Annotated in this window: 17 protein-coding genes; 10 read left to right on the forward strand and 7 right to left on the reverse strand. The window is 69.2% G+C overall.

Annotated features, from left to right (window positions below; all coding sequences use genetic code 11):
- Positions 1-117: 117 nt before the first annotated feature.
- The 3 genes from QFZ21_RS09955 (at position 118) to QFZ21_RS09965 (ending at position 4,173) form a co-directional block, all read left to right on the forward strand.
- Positions 118-2,592: a glycogen/starch/alpha-glucan phosphorylase gene (locus tag QFZ21_RS09955; RefSeq protein WP_307377332.1), complete on the forward strand. Its 2,475-nt coding sequence runs from the start codon at positions 118-120 to the stop codon at positions 2,590-2,592.
- A 109-nt stretch (positions 2,593-2,701) separates the two neighbouring features.
- Entirely contained in the window at positions 2,702-3,544 is an 843-nt protein-coding gene (locus QFZ21_RS09960; RefSeq protein ID WP_307377334.1) for a DUF4097 family beta strand repeat-containing protein, read from the forward strand.
- A complete protein-coding gene (locus tag QFZ21_RS09965; RefSeq protein WP_307377336.1) occupies positions 3,541-4,173 on the forward strand; it encodes a PadR family transcriptional regulator in 633 nt (210 codons plus the stop codon). The genes QFZ21_RS09960 and QFZ21_RS09965 overlap by 4 nt, the downstream gene beginning before the upstream one ends.
- Before the next feature lie 148 nt (positions 4,174-4,321).
- Here the strand turns inward: QFZ21_RS09965 and QFZ21_RS09970 are convergent, their stop codons facing one another.
- Positions 4,322-4,870: a universal stress protein gene (locus QFZ21_RS09970; protein ID WP_307377339.1), complete on the reverse strand. Its 549-nt coding sequence runs from the start codon at positions 4,868-4,870 to the stop codon at positions 4,322-4,324.
- A gap of 148 nt (positions 4,871-5,018) precedes the next feature.
- On the opposite strand from QFZ21_RS09970, the gene QFZ21_RS09975 reads away from it, so the two are divergent.
- Both QFZ21_RS09975 and QFZ21_RS09980 read left to right on the forward strand, forming a co-directional pair.
- A complete protein-coding gene (locus QFZ21_RS09975; protein ID WP_307377341.1) occupies positions 5,019-5,204 on the forward strand; it encodes a DUF3073 domain-containing protein in 186 nt (61 codons plus the stop codon).
- A 71-nt stretch (positions 5,205-5,275) separates the two neighbouring features.
- Positions 5,276-6,088, forward strand: a complete 813-nt coding sequence (locus QFZ21_RS09980) for an MOSC domain-containing protein (RefSeq protein WP_307377344.1) — start codon at positions 5,276-5,278, stop codon at positions 6,086-6,088.
- Between the two features lie 72 nt (positions 6,089-6,160).
- On the opposite strand, the gene QFZ21_RS09985 is transcribed toward QFZ21_RS09980, so the two are convergent.
- From QFZ21_RS09985 to purM, 3 genes are read right to left on the reverse strand one after another with little or no spacing between them, the layout of a single operon-like run.
- Positions 6,161-7,465, reverse strand: coding sequence for a CynX/NimT family MFS transporter (locus tag QFZ21_RS09985; RefSeq protein ID WP_307381277.1), 1,305 nt, complete (start codon positions 7,463-7,465; stop codon positions 6,161-6,163).
- Positions 7,459-8,931: an amidophosphoribosyltransferase gene (gene purF, locus QFZ21_RS09990; protein ID WP_307377345.1), complete on the reverse strand. Its 1,473-nt coding sequence runs from the start codon at positions 8,929-8,931 to the stop codon at positions 7,459-7,461. The genes QFZ21_RS09985 and purF overlap by 7 nt, the downstream gene beginning before the upstream one ends.
- Before the next feature lie 6 nt (positions 8,932-8,937).
- Positions 8,938-10,068: a phosphoribosylformylglycinamidine cyclo-ligase gene (gene purM, locus QFZ21_RS09995; RefSeq protein WP_307377348.1), complete on the reverse strand. Its 1,131-nt coding sequence runs from the start codon at positions 10,066-10,068 to the stop codon at positions 8,938-8,940.
- Positions 10,069-10,154: 86 nt separating this feature from the next.
- Between purM and QFZ21_RS10000 the strand changes: the two genes are divergently transcribed.
- Complete coding sequence (locus QFZ21_RS10000; RefSeq protein ID WP_307377350.1) at positions 10,155-10,760, forward strand: zinc-binding alcohol dehydrogenase; 606 nt, start codon at positions 10,155-10,157, stop codon at positions 10,758-10,760.
- A 15-nt stretch (positions 10,761-10,775) separates the two neighbouring features.
- On the opposite strand, the gene QFZ21_RS10005 is transcribed toward QFZ21_RS10000, so the two are convergent.
- Positions 10,776-11,090: a potassium transporter Trk gene (locus tag QFZ21_RS10005; RefSeq protein WP_307377353.1), complete on the reverse strand. Its 315-nt coding sequence runs from the start codon at positions 11,088-11,090 to the stop codon at positions 10,776-10,778.
- Positions 11,091-11,199: 109 nt separating this feature from the next.
- Positions 11,200-14,565 carry an HtaA domain-containing protein gene (locus QFZ21_RS10010; RefSeq protein WP_307377356.1) on the reverse strand — a complete coding sequence of 1,122 codons (3,366 nt, stop codon included), beginning with the start codon at positions 14,563-14,565 and terminating at the stop codon, positions 11,200-11,202.
- A 249-nt stretch (positions 14,566-14,814) separates the two neighbouring features.
- Here QFZ21_RS10010 and QFZ21_RS10015 point away from each other — a divergent pair, with 249 nt between their 5' ends.
- The 4 genes from QFZ21_RS10015 to QFZ21_RS10030 are packed head-to-tail and all read left to right on the forward strand — an operon-like array spanning position 14,815 to position 18,620.
- Positions 14,815-15,744 (forward strand): CPBP family intramembrane glutamic endopeptidase, encoded by a 930-nt coding sequence (locus QFZ21_RS10015; protein WP_307377359.1) that lies wholly within the window; start codon positions 14,815-14,817, stop codon positions 15,742-15,744.
- Entirely contained in the window at positions 15,662-16,765 is a 1,104-nt protein-coding gene (locus QFZ21_RS10020; RefSeq protein ID WP_307377362.1) for a hemin ABC transporter substrate-binding protein, read from the forward strand. Before QFZ21_RS10015 ends, QFZ21_RS10020 begins: the two co-directional genes overlap by 83 nt.
- A complete protein-coding gene (locus QFZ21_RS10025; RefSeq protein ID WP_307377364.1) occupies positions 16,762-17,850 on the forward strand; it encodes an iron ABC transporter permease in 1,089 nt (362 codons plus the stop codon). The genes QFZ21_RS10020 and QFZ21_RS10025 overlap by 4 nt, the downstream gene beginning before the upstream one ends.
- Positions 17,847-18,620, forward strand: coding sequence for a heme ABC transporter ATP-binding protein (locus tag QFZ21_RS10030; protein WP_307381280.1), 774 nt, complete (start codon positions 17,847-17,849; stop codon positions 18,618-18,620). The genes QFZ21_RS10025 and QFZ21_RS10030 overlap by 4 nt, the downstream gene beginning before the upstream one ends.
- Positions 18,621-18,635: 15 nt before the next feature.
- On the opposite strand, the gene QFZ21_RS10035 is transcribed toward QFZ21_RS10030, so the two are convergent.
- Complete coding sequence (locus QFZ21_RS10035) at positions 18,636-19,004, reverse strand: sterol carrier family protein (RefSeq protein ID WP_307377366.1); 369 nt, start codon at positions 19,002-19,004, stop codon at positions 18,636-18,638.
- Between the last annotated feature and the right edge of the window lie 10 nt (positions 19,005-19,014).

The raw sequence follows: 19,014 nt of genomic DNA on the forward strand, positions 1-19,014 counted from the left end.
CCCGCACGGTGATCCGCTGGCTGTCTGTGCGCGTCGTCGGCGCTTCATGATGTCGACAGCACGTCGACGTCGACAACTTTTTCTCCCGAACCTGCGCGTTCTCGGTACCGTCGTCAGGTGACCGCATCGCATCCCCTCGCCCTCGCCCCCGTGACTGCACCGCCGAGCACGCCTGACGACTTCGCGAAGCAGTTCCTGCACAACCTCAACTTCGATCGCGGCGTCGCCCTGTCGGCCTCGAGCGCGAACGACCGCTACTTCGCGCTCGCCCACACGGTCCGCGACTATCTGATGGCGCGATGGCTGGAGGATCTGCGGCGACAGAAGGAGACCCAGGCCAAGGCGGTGTGCTACCTGTCGGCCGAGTACCTGCTCGGCCGACAGCTCGACAACAACCTGCTGGCGGCCGACCTCGCGAAGGTCGCGGAGGAGGCCCTCGCCTCGTGCGGCGTTTCGCTCGATGAACTCCGCGCCCACGAGGTCGAGCCCGGCCTCGGCAACGGCGGACTCGGACGTCTCGCCGCATGCTTCATCGACTCGTTGGCCACGATGGCGGTGCCGAGCATCGGCTACGGCATCCGTTACGAGTACGGCATCTTCCGGCAGACGTTCGTCGACGGTCAGCAGGTGGAGCAGCCGGACGCCTGGCTCACGCTGGGCTCACCGTGGGAGTTCGCGCGACCAGAGGACTCGCAGACCATCGCGTTCGGCGGTCACACCGAGAAGTACGACGATGACGGAGTAGTCCGCAGCCGCTGGGTCCCGGCATGGAACGTACAGGCAGTCCCCTACAACTACATGGTCCCCGGCTTCCAGAACGGCCGCGTCAACACTCTGCGGCTCTGGAGCGCGGTCGCCACCAGCGCCTTCGATCTGCGCATCTTCAACTCCGGCGACTATGAAGAGGCCGTGCGGGCGCAGACCTTCGCCGAGAACATCTCGAAGGTGCTGTACCCCGAGGACTCGACTCCGCAGGGCAAGGAGCTGCGGCTGCAGCAGCAGTACTTCTTCGTCGCGGCATCCATCAACGACTTCCTCGAGAACATGCTCGCCGACGACTTCGAGCTCACGGACCTGCCTGAGCGCGTCATCTTCCAGCTCAACGACACCCATCCCGTGATCGCCGTGCCCGAGTTCATGCGCGTTCTCATCGATGAGCGCCACCTCGAATGGGATGCCGCATGGGCGATCACCCGTCAGTGCTTCGCATACACCTGCCACACACTGCTCCCCGAGGCGCTCGAGGTGTGGTCGGTCGAGCTGCTGGGGCGGCTGCTCCCGCGACACCTGGAGATCATCTACCGGATCAACGACGAGTTCCTCCTGGAGGTGAGGGAGCGCCACGGCGACGACGAGATGCTCCTGCGCGACATGTCGATCATCTCCGAGCATCCGGAGCGATCCGTGCGGATGGCCTACCTCGCGACCGTCGCCGGCGCCAAGGTCAACGGGGTCGCCGAACTCCACTCGCAGCTGCTGCGCGAGAAGGTGCTCAGCGATTTCGACGCGTTCTTCCCCGGCAAGTTCACCAACGTCACGAACGGCGTCACCCCGCGCCGCTTCCTGCGCCTGGCGAACCCCGAGCTCTCGGAGTTGATCACCGCGGCCATCGGCGACGGGTGGACCACCGACCTCGAACGTCTGCGCGAGCTCGAGCCGTTCGCGGAGGATGCGGAGTTCCGCGCCGCGTTCGCTCGGGTGAAGGCGTCGAACAAGCGCCGCCTGAGCGAGGTCCTGCGCGAGCGGGACGGAGTCGAGATCAGTGACGGTCACATGCTCGATGTGATGGTCAAGCGGCTACACGAGTACAAGAGGCAGCTGCTGAAGGTGCTCCATGTCGTCACGACCTACGAGGGCGTGGTCTCCGGTGCCGTCGCGGCATCCGACATCGTGCCGCGCACCGTGATCTTGGGCGCCAAGGCGGCACCGGGGTACACGATGGCGAAGCGCATCATCCATCTGATCAACGCCGTCGGCGACGTCGTCAATGACGATCCGCGCCTCGAGGGCCGACTGAAGGTCGTCTTCCCGCCGAACTACAACGTGACGCTCGCGGAACGCGTGATCCCGGCGGCCGATCTGTCGGAGCAGATCTCCCTTGCAGGAAAAGAGGCCTCGGGCACGGGGAACATGAAGTTCGCCCTGAACGGCGCTCTCACCGTCGGCACCGATGACGGCGCGAACGTCGAGATCCGGGAGCTCGTCGGCGACGACAACTTCTTCCTGTTCGGCATGAGCGAGCCCGAGGTCGAGACGCTGACCACTCGCGGCTACCGACCCGATGAGTTCTATCACGCCGACGCGGGCCTGCGCCGAGCGATCGATCTCATCGCCTCGGGCGCCTTCTCCGGCGGCGACCGCTCGGTCTTCGAACCGGTCGTGTCGAATCTGCTCTACGAGGACCGGTTCATGGTGCTCGCCGACTACGCGACCTACATCGATGCGCAGCACCGGGTGGATGCCGCCTACGCCGATCGAGAGGCCTGGAACCGGTCCGCCATCCTGAACGTCGCCCGAACCGGCTTCTTCTCATCCGACCGTTCGATCCGCGATTACATCGATCGGATCTGGCACACTCCGCCGCTCGCCTGAGGGCGACCGGCGTCGGGTCAGGCGGCACTCTTGACAACATCGAGATATATCGTGTTACTCTCGACACACACACGATATATCTCGATCCCTCAACACAGGAGAAGCAGACATGACCGAGAAGTGGCTCATCGCCCCCGGCGAGGAACGCGTCATCGACATCGAATCCGTCACCCGCCTCAAGGTCGGTCTCGTCGGAGGACAGGTCGACATCATCGCGCACGACGAACCCGGCATCCGCATCGAGGTGCACGGCGTCACCACGAAGGACCTCCGCGTCGAAGCCCGCGACGGAGAGGTCGAGATCGACCACCCGCAGCTGGGCTGGGACAACTTCCTCGAGGTGTTCCGCAACTTCGGCTCCGGCGGTCCCCGTGCCGAGGTGAGCGTCGCGGTCCCCCGCGCCATCGCCCTGAACCTCGGCGTCGTCAGTGCGGGAGCGCTCGTCTCCGGCATCCGCAACGATGCCCGCCTCAACACGGTGTCGGGCGACATCATCGTCGACACCCTGATCGGCGACCTCAACGTGAACTCCGTGTCGGGCGACGTGCAGGTGCGCGGCCTCACCGGCTCGATCACCGCCAACAGCGTCTCGGGCGACGTGGCCGTCACGGGCACCGTGCGCAAGGCGACGGTCGACATCGTCTCGGGCTCGACGCTCGTGGATGCCGCGGGCGACGTGAACACCATCAACGTGAACTCGGTCTCGGGCGGCACCACGGTGCGCCTCGACGAGTCGCTCGCCGCCAACTACGTGATCCGCTCGCTCAGCGGACGCCTGCTCATCGACGGCGTCGAGCGCAGCTCCTCGGGCCCGAGCAACTACACCGGTTCGACGGGCGAGCTCGCCGGACGCTTCGTCGACCTGCGCGCGAACTCCGTCTCCGGCGGCGTCACCGTGCTGCGCCGCGCACCCGAATCCATCACGAACGACGCCGAGTGGGAAGAGTCATGAGCCCCGCCGTCTTCTCCCACGGCGACCTGCGCCTGTACCTGCTGTCGCTGCTCGCCGAAGCCCCCCAGCACGGGTACGGCATCATCCAGTCGCTCACCGATCGCACCGGCGGCACCTACACGCCGAGCGCCGGCACCATCTACCCGCGTCTCGCGAAGCTCGAGGAGGAGGGCCTGGTCACCAAGACCGTCGACGGCCGCACCACCATCTACGCGATCACGGATGCCGGACGCCGAGAGCTCGAATCACGGGAGGGCGACCTCGCGGGAATCGAAGCCGGCCTGACCGACTCGGTGCGGCTGATCGCCAACGAGGTGCGCCAGAGCGTGCAGGAGGCGATGAAGAGCCTCCGCGCCGACTTCGCCTCGGCCGAGCACGACGAGCGCACGGCTGCGAAGAGTCGGCCGCGTGGCGCGTCCGACGACGCCCGCATCATCAGCCGCGAAGAGCTGCATCGGGCGGATGCCGTCGTCAACGCGTTCCGCGCCCGCATCCGCACCGACCTGCGCACGCACGTCGCGAAGGGCGGCACGCTCCCGTCGTCCGTGGTGAGCGAGCTCGAAGACGGGCTGGATGCTGCCGCGCGCGGCATCACGACCGCACTCGCCGCGCTGAACTCCGGGCACTGACGGAGGCCGCAGCGACGGGCTGAGAACACGCGGATGGGCGGAGGTGTGGGCGACCATGCTCCGCCCATTCGTGAGTTCTCCTCCCGACGGTGTGAGCCTCCCGACGGCGTGTGAGCCTCCCCACGGTGTGCGGGCCGACGGACGGCCGCTACTCGGGCTCCGGCCAGATCTCCTTCTGGGTGTCCGGGACGGATTCGCCGAGCGGAACGACCATGATCGGGCGATGCTGCCGGTGCGCGAGCCGCGCCGCGACCGATCCGGTGAAGAACTCCCGGATCGATTCGCCGATGCCGCGCTTGCGGGTGCCGACCACGATGAGCTGCGCGTCGAGCTTTCCGGCGAGCTGCTTGATCGCCAGCGCCGGGTCTCCGACGAGCTGGCGGGCGGTCCAGGTGATGCCGGTGCCGTCGAGGATCGCAGCGGCAGATGCCTGGACGGCCTCGAACTCGGCGGCGCCGGCGTCGAAGTTGATGTCGATCGGAGCCGAATGCACGTAACCGTCGGGGTCCTCGTATGTCACGAAGCGGGTGACGTCCACGTGGGCGACGACCAGCGGCACGCCGAGGAGCCGCGCGTATCGCACGGCCTCGTCGACCACGCGACGATCCTGATGCGGTTGCATGCCGACAATGACGGCCTTCTGCAGCGCCGCGTTCTGCGAGGCCTCGTCGGACGGAGTGGAGGTGCTGTCTGACATGAGGATTGCTCCCTTCACCGGCCTGGCATCAGCCAGGAGGTCTCAGCCGCGTGCTATTCTGAATGCTACTCTTACCGGCTTCATCCGGTGTCGTGAAATGCGTCGGGCCTCTGCAGCCCGCAGCTGAAATCGTGAGGGGGTCTGGCGTATGGGCCGTGGCCGTCAGAAGGCGAAGCACACGAAGATCGCCCGCGAACTCAAGGCGTACAGTCCGTCGGTGAACTACTCCGCGCTCGAGCGCGAATTGGCTCACCCGACCGACGAAGACGCCTACGTCGACAAGTGGGCGGACGACTTCGCAGACGAAGACGAGGACGAACTAGAGAAGGCCTGACCGCCGACTCTCTCGTCGACCCCCGTGCGAACCACGGGGGTTTCGTCGTGCCCTGATGAAAGGAAGCCGCCATGGCCCGCGTCGTCGCTCTGTACCGTCACCCGATAAAGGGACTCACGCCGGAGGCCCGAGAATCTCTCACCGTCCAAGCCGACGGACGGGTCGCGGGTGACCGGGTGCTGGCGTTCCGATTCGCCGACGCGGTGACCCCGGAGGACCGCGGCGGTCTCGACTACTGGCCGAAGGCGAAGGGCCTCTCCTTGCAGGACTTCCCTGCCTTGGCGGCCCTGCGCGTCAGCTTCGATGACACGCAGAGGCGGGTACGGATCGAGCGCAAGGACGAGCTGGTCGTGGAGGCCTGCCTCGACGCCGCGGGCCGCGCCGAGCTCGTCGCCGCCGTCACCGAGTTCGTGCTCGCGACTCGGGAGGGCCGCCGGCTCCAGCGTCCCGGCAGGCTCCCGCTCGTACTCGTCGGCGACGGGGAGGCGTCGCGATTCCAGGACCGGGCACGCGGTTACGTCTCACTGCACAGCCACGGCAGCACGGCTGCACTGGCCGACGCGCTCGACGCACCCGTCGACGACCGTCGCTTCCGCTCCAACATCGTCATCGACGGCGTCGGCCCCTGGGAGGAACTCGCCTGGTCGGGCGAGGTGCGCATCGGCGAGCTGACTTTCCGCACCCAGGGCCCGATCGTCCGCTGCCTCGCGACCCACGCCAATCCCGACACCGGAGAGCGCGACGCCAAGGTGCTCACCACCCTCACCTCTGCGTTCGGCCAGGGCGAGCCGACCCTCGGGCGGCTGCTGCTCCCGGCGGCCGGCTCAGCCGAGGCCACCATCCGCATCGGTGACGAGGTCCAGGCGCACAGTCCGCTGTTCTGAGCCATGCTGTTCTGAGCCGTGCTGCTCTCGCGCGCGGTTCAGACGCGCCGTGCGACCGCGGTCGAACGGCTGTCACCAGCGACCGTGCCGGCGCTCCCACTCGTCTTCGATCGTGCGCCGGCGCCCGGCGACGATGCCGGCCGGGATCGACAGCACGAGCACCGAGCCGACCACGATCAGCGGCACCTGCCACCCGGCCGTCGTCTCGTGCAGCAGACCGACCAGCAGCGGGAAGACCGCGGCGATCGCGTACCCGATGCTCTGCACGAATCCGCTCAGCGCGACGGCGCTCTCCGGTGTGCGCGAACGGATGCTGAGCAGCACCAGGCTCAGCGGGAACATGATGGCCGACAGACCGAACAGGCACACCCACAGCGGCAGTGCCACGGTCGGGGCGAGAAGGAGGCCGAGCAGACCGATCAACCCGCTGGTGACACCCACGAAGAAGAGCGGACGCGTGGCGTGGTACTTCACCACGAGGACCGGCACGACCAGCGAGCAGGGCAGGCCGACCAGCGCGAACAGCGAGAGCAGGAAGCCGGCGGTCGCCGGGGTGACCTCGCCGATGTCGACGAGCATGGCCGGCATCCAGGCGAAGGAGACGTAGGCCATCGTCGACGACGTGGCGAAGACGACCGCCACCGCCCACGCCAGCGGTACACGCCAGAGCCGACCGAAGGAACGCCGGTTGGCCGGTGCCGTCGAGATCGGACCGGTCGCGACAGCGACGGCATCCTGCATGTCATGGCGACCATCGGTCGGGTCGTCCTCCACCGACTCCGCGGCCGCGACCGTCGGGGCAGCACGCTCGCGGAGCAGCAGGCCCACCCACGGCACCAGTGCGATGGCCGCGAAAAGCCCCCACATGCCGAGCGACACGCGCCAGCCCAGCGAGTCGGCGACCGGCACGGCCACGAGCGGCGGCAGGAAGGTCGACACCGCGAGCGTGGTCGAGTAGACCGTCATCATCAGGCCGATGCGGTCGGGGAAGTACTTCTTCACCAGCGGCGGCAGCAGCACGTTGCCCGAGCCGACCCCGGCGAACACGAGAGCCGTCGAGGCCAGCAGCCCCACCGACTCGCCCGCGAACCCTCGCAGCAGCATCCCCGCCGCCATGAGTGCGATGGCCGTCACGGCGACCCGCTCCAGCCCGAACCGTCGCTCGAACAGCGGCGTCAGCAGCCCGAAAACCGCGAAGCACACCGGGGGCGCCGCGCCGATCAGCCCGATGACGACCGGCGGTACCGGGAAATCGTCGGCGACGTGATCGATCACCGGCGACAGTGACGCGACGGCGGAGCGCAGCGAGAACGCGACCAGCACGATGCCGATGAGCGCGAGCGTCCTGCCCTGCCAGAGCGGGCGGGCGGTCACGATGTCTGTGACCCCTCCACCCACGCCAGGTACTCGTCGCTGACGGTACCGGTGACGTAGCGGCCGTCGAAGCAGCTCATGTCGAGTTCGGTGAGCGCGGAGCCCTCGATGATCGCGGCCTTCAAGTCTTCGACCTCCTGGTAGACCAGGTGGTCGCAGCCGAGCTCCTGCGCGATCTCGGGGATCGTCCGCCCGTGCGCGATGAGTTCGTGACGCGACGGCATGTTGATGCCGTAGACGTGTGGATGCCGCACCGGCGGCGCCGCGGACGCGAAGGTCACCGAGGCGGCACCGGCATCCCGCGCCATCTGGATGATCTCCTTCGACGTCGTGCCGCGCACGATCGAGTCGTCGATCAGGAGGACGTTCTTGCCCTGGAACTCGGTCGACATGGCGTTGAGCTTCTGGCGCACGCTCTTCTTGCGCACCGCCTGCCCCGGCATGATGAAGGTGCGGCCGACGTAGCGGTTCTTGTAGAAGCCCTCGCGGTACTCGATGCCGAGCTTGCGGGCGACCTCCATCGCAGCGGGCCGCGAGGAGTCGGGGATCGGCATGATGACGTCGATCTTGTCCATCGGCACGTGCTTCGCGATCGTGTCGGCGAGCCGGTCGCCCATGCGCAGTCGCGACTCGTACACCGAGATGCCGTTCATGACCGAGTCGGGACGGGCGAGGTACACGTACTCGAACGCGCACGGCGCGAGCTGCGCCTCGGGGGCGCACCGCTTGCTGAACATCTCGCCGTCGTTCGTGATGAACACGGCCTCACCGGGCTCGACCTCGCGCACGACCTCGTAGTCGCCGTTCTCGAGCACGAGCGACTCGCTGGCGACGACCCACTCGTCGCGGCCCTCGGCGCCGGCGACCGTCGAGGGACGACGTCCGAGGATCAGCGGACGGATGCCGAACGGATCGCGGAAAGCGAGCAGACCGTAGCCGGCGATCACGGCGATCACCGCGTACGCGCCCTCAATACGGGCCTGCGTGCGAGTGACCGCCTCGAACACGCGCTCGGAGTCGAGGTCGACCGTCGAGGTCGTGGTCTGCAGCTCGCCGGCGAGCACGTTGAGCAGCAGCTCGGTGTCGCTGGAGGAGTTCAGGTGCCGGCGGTCGCGCTTGGCCATGTCGGCGGTGAGCTCACGCGTGTTGGTGAGGTTGCCGTTGTGGATGAGGATGATGCCGTAGGGCGCGTTCACGTAGAACGGCTGCATCTCCTCCTCGTTCGACGCGGTGCCCTTCGTGGCGTAGCGCACGTGACCGAGGCCGACGTTGCCGAGCAGCGCGCGCATGTCGCGGGTGCGGAAGGCCTCGCGGACCATGCCCTGCGCCTTCGCGTTGTGCATGACGCCGTTGGTCTCCGCCGTGGCGATTCCCGTCGCATCCTGCCCGCGATGCTGCAGCAGCAGGAGCGCGTCGTAGATGTCCTGATTGACCGGGGCAGACCCCACCATTCCGACGATGCCGCACATGGGCTCTTAGTTCACTCCGTCCGCGTATGCACCGACGAGGCGCACCGCTCCGCCGTCGACGCCCTTGGCGCCCTGTTCGAATTCTCCTGCCGGGCGCGCACCGAAACCGGCGCCCTCGAAATGCACGGTGCCGACCTGCCACGCATGCAGGCTCTGCGACCCGAGAGCAGCCAGCGCAGCATCCTTCTTCTCCGCGGCGACGACCGCGAGGAAGCCGATGCCGAGGTTCCAGGTGCCCTCCGCGGATTCCAGCGTGGACCCGGCGATGTCGCTGAGCACCCGGAAGACGGGGCTCGGCGACCAGGTGCTGCGATCGACCTCGGCCCAGCTGCCCTGCGGGAGCACACGGGCGAGGTTCGCGGCGATGCCGCCGCCGGTGACGTGGCTGAGCGCGTGGACGCCGCCCGGAATCGCGTCGATGAGGCGCAGCAGCGGGAGCGTGTAGAGGCGGGTCGGCTCGAGAAGAGCCTCGCCCCACGTGGTGCCCAGGTCGGCGGCGTTGTCGCCGTAGGAGATGCCGGCGCCCGTGATGATGTGACGCACCAGGGAGTAGCCGTTGGAGTGGAGCCCGCTGGACGCGATCGCGATGACCACGTCGCCGTCCTGCACGCGGTCCGCACCGAGGATGGCGTCGGCCTCGACCACTCCGGTCGCAGCTCCGGCGACGTCATAGTCGCGCGGGCCCAGCAGGCCGGGGTGCTCCGCGGTCTCGCCTCCGACGAGGGCGGTGCCCGTGGCCGAGCAGGCCTCGGCGATGCCGCGCACGATGTCGGCGATGCGCTGCGGGAACACCTTGCCGCACGCGATGTAGTCGGTCATGAAGAGGGGCTTCGCGCCCACCACCACGATGTCGTCGACGACCATTCCGACCAGGTCCTGCCCGATCGTGTCGTGCTTGTCGATGGCCTGAGCGATCGCGACCTTCGTACCGACGCCGTCGGTGCTGGTCGCCAGCAGCGGACGCCGGAAGTCGCGCAGCGCGCTCGCGTCGAACAGGCCGGCGAATCCGCCGACCCCGCCGAGCACTTCGGGGCCGTGCGTCGCGCGCACGGAAGACTTCATCAGCTCGACGGCAAGATCACCTGCTGCGGTGTCGACGCCGGCTTCGGAATAGGGATTGGTGGGGGAGGCAGCCACCCGTCCAGCCTACCGCCCGCAGCCGGTCCGGCTCTCCGCCGAAACAGACCGCCGACGACGCCCCCGGTGCCGCATACGATGGGGCCATGGCCGACAAGCCGCAGTGGCTCATCCGCGAAGACGCGAGCGTTCCCGTGCTCGTCGCGCTCGCGCTGCGCCAGACCCTCGGGATCCGGGCGCCGGAAGACCTCCCGAGCCTGCGCGAGCTCCCGGTGCGAGCCCCGGATGCCGCCGAAGCATCCGATGCCATCGACGCGCAGTGGCGGTCGTACTGGGACATGACGGTCGAGCCGCGTGCGCACCCGGCCGACGGGCCGCTCGAGCTGATCGACGGCTTCGACACGCTGGTCGCTCTCCCCGCCACCGGTGCGGAAGAGCTGTCCGCGGCGATCGCCCCGCACGGCGAATCGGCTCTCCGCTATGCGCGGGCCGCGCACGACCGCTACGTGAACTCGATGAAGAGCCACACCGGCGGCGACGCCTACCGCGCCTACGCGAGCGCCATCGCCGAGTTCGAGCGCGAGGTCGGGCGGCGTGCGCACTCGTTCGAGTTGAATGTGCAGGTGCTGCCGTTCTCGCAGCGGGGCATCTGGTGGATCGGCGCACTCACGGTGGCGGTGACCGACGGGATGCGACGCGATGTCGTGGCGTTCGACGCCGGCATCCGTCCGATCATCGCCGAACTGGCGTAGCGGCGTCGGAGAAAGTCAGTCGACTTCGATGATGGTCTCGCGGTCGACCCGCACGACGCGATCGTGGCGACGCGCGACCCGCTCGAGGATGAGCCCGGCGATCCCGCCGAGAGCGATACCGGCGGGCACCGTCCACAGCAGCAGGAAGCCGAAGACCTGCCCGGCCGGGTAGACGACGTCGAGCGCCTGCGACTCCTCGAAGCTGCCGGTCCAGGTGAGGATGACGGCGGCGATGATGCCGACGACCACGCCGATGCCTATGAACACGCCGTACCGCGGCACGTGACGCACGGTCGCCTCGACGGTCTGGTGGGAATCGGTGGGGGCCATGACTCCATTCTCCCACCGATCCCACCGGAGCGGCACCGGTGCTTCGACGCTTCGACAGGCTCAGCGACCCAGCGGGTGGGTCCCTGAGCCTGTCGAAGGGCCGATCGCGTCAGACCTCGGCCGACACCTCGACCGCGTCAGTCTTCCCGGTGCGACGACCGATCAGCACGCCTCCCGCGCCGACCGCCACGAGCAGCACCAGTCCGCCGACGATCCACGGCCACACCGGCGCACCCTCCGCAGGTGCCGGTACGGTGACGGCGGTGACCGCGGCGGCGGCATCCGATCCGTCCTCCTCCGCGACCGGAGCCGCGACGCCGCAGTCGGGGTTCACCGGGATCGTCGCGGTGACCGGGTCGAGCGACTCCCCCGCGGCGTAGGTGCCGAACGCGGCGGCGCCCGCCTCGGTCAGAGTCGTGGGGACGGCATCGAGCGACAGCACCCCGTCGACGACGGCGGCATCGCCGAGGGCGAACTCCGCGAGCCGCACGCCCTGCTGGTCGACGCTCGTGCCGTCCTGCGTCGTGCCGGTCACGTCGAACACCAGGTACCCGGTGTCGCCGGCGAGCTCGACGCGCGCGTTCGCCAGGGTCGTGTTCAACGCACCGTCGTGACCCGTGAACGCGATGCTGCCGCCGTAGGTGACGAGGCCCGTGAGCGTCGTGTCGTCGAACGACCCGGCGCCGCTCTCCCACACGAAGTCGGGGTAGCGGTAGGCCACGTCCGTCAGCGTCCAGCCGCCCTTCGCGATGCCCTCGATGTAGGTGCGGAACGACTCCTTATAGCCCCACTGGAGCGTGGCGCCCTCGACCGTGCACGCACCGAGCACGGCGGCGGCGCGGGCCAGCGTGAACGCGAGCCCCCGGTCGACCGATCCCTGCAGGGTGAGGGTGTGCGCGCCGTCCTCGAGCCCGGCGGGCAGCGTGCCCGTCCAGGAGGCGACGCCGTCGGCATCCGCCGTCACGGTGTCGAGCAGCACCGGGGTCGAGTACACGACGACGCGGATGCCCTCCTCGTTCGGCCGGAAGCCGGCGGCCGAGAAGGTCGCCGCCTTTCCGGACTGGAGCGCGGCGAGGTTCTTCTCGTCGATGTCGATCCCGTCGTTCGCCGGCGGCGTGGCCGGGAGCGCCTTCTTCACCGTGACGGATGCTGCCGCCACAGTGCCCGTCGTCCCCGACGGCGCGGCCGCCACGGACCCGATCGTGAAGGTGACCGGGTTCAGCGTGGTGGGGTTTCCGGACAGGACGCGGTCCCGCCCGGCATCCGTCAGCGTCGCGGGAGCCGCCGAGTAGGTGACGGCACCGTTCGCGGTGATGCGCGCGGCCCGGGTCAGGTCGAGGGTGGCGAAGACCACCTGGGAGCCGCCGCTCGAGACGGACAGTGTCGCAGCACCCGCGGAGGTGATGCGGATCTGCGGATTGGAGACCGTCACGTCGAGGAGGCCGTGATGGCCGGTGAAGCGCACCGACCCGCGGTACACGACACTGCCACGACCGGACTTCGCGTCGAAGTCGCCGCCGACCGTCTGCCCGAACTGGAACTGGCCGCCCGAGCGGGTCGCGCCATCGGACACCGCGATGGCCCCCTGGGCGATGGGCCCCGTGATGTAGTTCGTGAACGACGACGAGATGGCCCAGCGGAGCGATCCGCCCGGCACCGCGGCCGGCGGGGTCACGGGCTTCGTCGGAGTGGTGGGCTCCTCCGGCTTCGTGCCGAGCAGGGCGTCCCACTGCGTCGCGGTGATCGCGACGGCGCCGCGGGCGAGGATCGTGTCGGCGTTCGGCATCGAGTGCTGCTTCCACACGATCACCTCGTACGTCTTGGTCCGGTCGAGCGTCTTCGCGGCCGCGGTCAGATCGACGGAGAACGCGCCGTCCGAGATCGAGCGCACGTACTGCATCGCGAGGAATCCGCCGTCGGCCGTGACATCCGCCTCGGTGCCGGTCTCGATCAGCGCGACGTATGCGCCGGGGATCGCCCCGAGCTTCGAGCCGGCGGCGGCGACCGTCAGGCCGTCCTTCGCGGTCGCCGTCTTCACACTCGTCGTGACCGCCGGAGTCGCCGGGAACAGCGTCTCCCAGTGCGCATCCGTGATCGGTACGGCCGCGCGGGCGAGGATCGTGTCGGCGTTCGGCATCGAGTGCTGCTTCCACACGATCACCTCGTAGGTCTTCGCGCGGTCGAGCTTGTCGACGGCCGCGGTCAGGTCGACGCTGAACGCGCCGCCGGAGATGCCCCGCACGTACTGCATGGCGAGGAAGCCGCCACCCGCCGTGACATCCGCCTCGGTGCCGGTCTCGATGACCGCGGCGTACACGCCGGTGGCCGCGCCGAAGTTCGAACCTGCGACCGTCGCAGTGATGCCGGACGCCGCCGTCGCGAGCGCCGCGGAGACCGCGACCTTCGGTGCGAGGGAGTAGTTGAGGGCGACGCTGCGCTCCTGGTCGGCGTTGACGACCCCGCCGGCGCCATAGGTGTAGACGCCGTAGGAACCGGGGGATGCCGCAGCATCCTTCAGAGTCAGCGTGGCCTGGAACGAACCGTCGGCCGCGATGTCGACCCACTGCGCGCGGATGGCTCCCTGATACTGCGCGGGAACCTGGTTCAGCACGCTCTCGGAGAGCGCCCACGCCTGCGAGCCGACCGAACGGCTCGACGACGCGGCCCCGGTCGACGGCTGCCAGGCGGAACCGAAGTTGCCGAACACGACGTACGTGCCCTGCGGGAGATGCGACGGGATCGGCACCCCGCGCCCGCCGACGTTGGCGGTCGGGTCATAGCCGGAGCCCTTGACGACGATCTTGTCGCCGGCCTTGAGTGCCTTGTCCGCGGCGGGGGTGGTGCCGTCGGCGAGGAACACGGAGAGCGATGCGGATGCCGGCGGCGTGCCGGGGTCGGTCCCCGGGTCTGTTCCGGGGTCAGTGCCCGGGTCGGTTCCGGGGTCGGTGCCCGGGTTGGTACCGGGGTCTGTCCCCGGGTCCGTCCCGGGATCCGTTCCCGGCTCCGCGCCGAAGACGGCATCCCAGTGCTGTGCGGTGATGTCGACGTCGCCCCGGGCGTAGATCGTCGATGCATCCGGGTTGGAGTGCTGCTTCCAGATCAGCACCTCGTACACCTGGGTGCGATCGAGCGACGCGGCGGGTGCGGTGAGCGTGAACGAGGTCTCCCCGGCGCTGACCGTCGGGAACGGGATCGCGAACGCGGCATATCCTCCGCCGGCCGAGATCGAGCTCTCGGTGCCCTTGATGATGAGCGCGGCATACGCGCCGGCCACGTCGGGAAGACCGGATGCCGTCACCTGCACGGTCACGCCGGAGGTCGAGGCGCTGGTGACGCTCGGGCTGACGCTGCCGCCCGCGGCGTGCGCGGGGACGGCGACCACGGCACCCGCGGCGATCAGGAAGAGGGAGACGAGGGCGGCGATCAGCACGCGGATGCGGCTGCTCGCTCGGAGGGCGATGGCTGTGTCGTTCACGGGTTCTCTCCGGACCCCGGGGCACGCGGACACGCGCGCCGGCGGTGCCGCAATGCAGTCGGGCGAAGGGATGAGGATTGGTTAGGCTTGGCTAACAAGCCGATGGTCCCGAGCGTAGGGTGCGAGCCCGAGGCGCGTCAAGTTTTAGGGCAGCCTTACCTAAATTCGGGACCAAATGCGACCCGTGAGGTCCGCCTTCCACAGCTCGAGGCAAATGTGTATGCGCCGGCTGGAATACCTTTGTCGTCCATGTCCACGACTCAGCCTCGACGCCGTCTTTTCCTGAAGCCGCGCCTCTGGCACATCGCACCCGTCCTCATCCTGTTCCTCCTGCAGGCGATCGTGGGCGGAGCGCTCGTGGGCGCACTCTACGCGCGGGGCGACCTCGTCAGCGGAGCACTCCTCGGGCTGCTCGTCGCAGCTGTCTTCGTGGGCGTCATCGCGCTGACGGGTTGGCTGCCGCGCATCCTGCGCGAGCGCCACCGGCATTCCGCACTGTGGCCGGCTCTGCTCGTGGGCGGTGCGCTCCTCGCATCCTTCATCGCCAGCCTCCTCACGGCGGAGTGGTCAGGCGTCGCGGGATCCTTCATCCTGGGCGCGGCGATCGTCGCGCTCACCGATGGGCTCACCGAAGAGGTCACGTTCCGCGGTGCCGTGGTGGTGGCCGCCCGTTCTCGCCTGAGCGAGTTCTGGGTGTGGATGCTTTCGACAGTGCTCTTCGCATCCACGCACTTCCTGAGCCTGACCGCCGGACAGTCTCTGGGCGACACTCTCCTCCAGGTGCTGTTCACCTTCGTGGCCGGCACCAGCTTCTACGTGCTCCGCCGCGCGCCACGGGGACGCTACTCCTGCCGATCCTCTTCCACGCCTGCAACAACTTCCTCGTCGACATCCCCAACACCGTGGATCCGTGGTGGCAGCTCGTCGCCGTCTCGTCGGGCCTCATCGCGTTGGTCCCCGTCATCCGCAGCGCGGATCGCTCGCGGAAGACCGAGGCTCTCGACGCACCGGCACCGCTCGCCTGACGCGCCTCCGGCGTTGCGGAGGCGCTGCAGAGCCGACGCGGAGGCGCCGCGATTTAGGTTAGCCTTGCCTCATGCGCCGTGTTCTTCCCGTCCTCCTTGCGGCCGCGCTCGTCATCGGTCTGGCCGGATGCGCGACGCCGGGTTCCGCCGCTGACACCACCGCCACCGCGGATGCCTGCCCCCAGGCATCCGTCCCTCTCGCCTCTCTCGATGTCGTCGACGACGTGCGCGAGGTGACCGGCGGATCGACCGCCTGCCTGTCGAGCCACGCGATCGAGCCGGTCGCCGATGACACCGCACCGGAGCTTCCGGTGACCGTGACCGACAGCGAAGGCCGCGACGTCGAGGTCACCGACATCGACCGCATCCTGCCCATCGACATCTCGGGCACGATCGCCTCGACGGTGTTCGCGCTCGGACTCGGCGACCAGGTCGTCGGCCGCGATTCGTCCACCGCCTTCGCGGGCACCGAGGACCTGCCCGTCGTCACGAAGAGCGGTCACTCGCTCAATGCGGAGGCCATCCTCGAGCTGGCGCCGACCGTGATCCTGACCGACACCACCATCGGTCCGAAGGAGATCCGCCAGCAGCTGCGCGATGCCGGCATCGCCGTGGTCGTGATCTCCAGCGACCGCCGCCTCGACACCACCGACGCGCTCGTCACCGAGATCGCCGCCGCGCTCGGAGTGCCGAGCCGCGGCGAGGCCCTGAACGAACGACTGGATGCCGGCGTCGAGGCCTCGCTCACAGAGATCGCCGAGGTGGTCCCCGCCGCGGAGGAGGACCGCGCCCGCATGCTGTTCCTCTACGTGCGCGGCAGCGCGAACGTCTACTACATCTTCGGCGAGGACTCCGGGGCGGATTCCCTCATCGACGCCGTCGGCGGCATCGACGTCGCCGGTGAGATCGGCTGGCAGGGCATGAAGCCGATGACTGCCGAAGCGCTCGTCGCCGCGCAACCGGACGTGCTGGTGATGATGACCGATGGCCTCGAATCGGTGGGCGGCATCGACGGCCTCATCGAGCGGATCCCCGCCGTCGCCGAGACACCGGCCGGCGTCAACCGCCGCGTGATCGACATGGCCGACAGCGAGATCCTCAGCTTCGGCCCGCGCTCCGCCGACGTGATCAGCGCGCTCGCCCGGGCGCTGTACGCCCCCGAGCCCGCGAAGTGACGTCGGACGACACGGCGTCGGAGGTCGTCACCTCGACGCCGGCGCGGCACCGCGGTCTGCGTTTCGTGCTGGTGGTCGCCGGCCTGCTCGTCGCGCTCGCGGTCACCGGGATCGCGTCGATCACCAGCGGGCAGTACGCCCTCTCCCCCGGCGATCTGGTCGGCGTGCTGCTCAAGGGAGTCGGCATCGACACGGCCTGGGCCCCGACCGCCTCGACCGACTACGGCGTGATCAACAGCATCCGGATGCCGCGCCTCGTGCTCGGCCTCCTCGTCGGGGCTGCGCTGGCCGTCTCGGGCGTGCTGATGCAGGCGATCTTCGGCAACCCGCTGGCGGATGCCGGAGTGGTCGGCGTCTCGTCCGGCGCGGCGCTCGGCGCGGCGGCGAGCATCACGTTCGGTCTCGCCACCTTCGGGATGTGGACCACACCGGCCTTCGCCTTCGTCGGCGGGCTCGTCGCCGTGCTCGCCGTCTACTTCATCAGCCGTGCGGGAGGACGCACCGAGGTCGTGACGCTGCTGCTCACCGGCATCGCGATCAACGCCATCGCCGGCGCGGGCATGGCGTTCCTCACGTTCCTCGGCTCGACCTCCACGCGCGAGCAGATCGTGTTCTGGCAGTTCGGCTCGCTGAACGGCGCGCTGTGGCAGAACATCCAGCTGGTCGCGCCGCTGGTCGCCGTCGGCATCGTCGCCGCCCTGATCGTCGCCCCGAGCCTCGACCTCTTCGCGCTCGGCGAGCGCACCGCGCGGCATCTCGGGCTGAACGTCGAGCTGTTGCGGATGGCGGTGATCGTCACGGTGGCGATCCTCGTCTGCGCGGCCGTCGCGTTCGCCGGCATCATCGGCTTCGCCGGTCTCGTCGTGCCGCACCTGATGCGCATGATCATCGGCCCGGCCCACCTGCCCCTCGTCATCGCCTCGGCCCTCGGCGGGGCGCTGCTGATCGCCGTCGCCGACCTCATCGCCCGCACGGCGGTGCCGCTGGCCGATCTCCCGATCGGCATGATCACGTCTCTCGTCGGCGGGCCGTTCTTCCTGTGGCTGCTCGTGCGCACGCGGCGACGCTCGGGTGGGTGGGCATGACCGTGGGGCTGCGTGGCGAGGGCCTCACGGTGCGGATCGGCGAGGGGCGCGCGATCCTCGAGGACGCGTCGATCGACATCCGTGCCGGCGAGATCCACGCGCTGGTCGGCCCGAACGGTGCCGGTAAGACCACGCTCTTCGGGGTGCTCGCGGGCGATGTGACCACGCAGGCGGGCGAGGTCACCCTCGACGATCGACCGATCGGCAGCTGGCGTCCTCGCACCCTGGCCCAGCAGCGCGCGGTGCTCCTGCAGGAGAACACAGTCACCTTCCCGTTCAGCGCGGAGCAGGTGGTGCGCATGGGCCGCACGCCGTGGGCGCGCACTCCGGCCGCCGATGACGACGACTCCGTGGTCGCCTCTGCGATGGAGCTCACCGAGGTGACCGCCCTGAGCGCTCGCGCGGTGACCTCGCTGTCGGGCGGCGAGCGCGCCCGCGTGGCCCTCGCCCGGGTGATCGCGCAGAGCACCGGCATCCTGCTGCTCGACGAGCCGACCGCGGCACTCGACCTCAAGCATCACGAAGACGTCATGAGACTGATCAGGAGTAGGGCGGATGCCGGCGTCGCGGTGGCCATCGTGCTGCACGACCTGAACTCCGCGCTCGCCCATGCCGATCGCGTCACGCTGCTGTCGGAGGGCCGCGTCGTGGCGTCAGGGCCACCGGCACAGGTGCTCACCGCGCCGCGCATCGAGGAGGTCTACGGGCAGGCGGTCGACGTCTTCCCGCATCCCATCACCGGGGTTCCGCTGGTGGTGGCTCGGCGCTGACCTGCCCGCCGCGGGCTACGGCCGCAGGGGCAGGACGCCCAGCAGGTCGGCCCGTGTGCCGGAGGCGTGGATGCGGCCGGCCGTCGCGGCATCCGCCCAGGCCTCCTCACCCGTCGACACGGCGATCCAGGTCGCAGCATCCATCTCGACGACGTTCGGCGGAGTACCGCGGGTGTGCCGCGGCCCCTGGATGACCTGAACGGCGCCGAACGGCGGCACCCGCACCTCGACGCTGTTGCCCGGCGCCTTCTCATCGAGCAGCTGCAGCAGGTACCGCACCGCGGTCGCGAGATCGGTCCGCGGGGGCTTCTCGCCCGCAGCATCCGCGCTCCGCACCGCAGCCAATGCGGAGCGACCATCCACGATATCGATCCGGCGTGCCATGACCGCCAGC

Origin of the sequence: Microbacterium sp. W4I20, assembly GCF_030816505.1 — a bacterium.
In the GTDB taxonomy this organism is placed as follows: Bacteria; Actinomycetota; Actinomycetes; order Actinomycetales; family Microbacteriaceae; genus Microbacterium.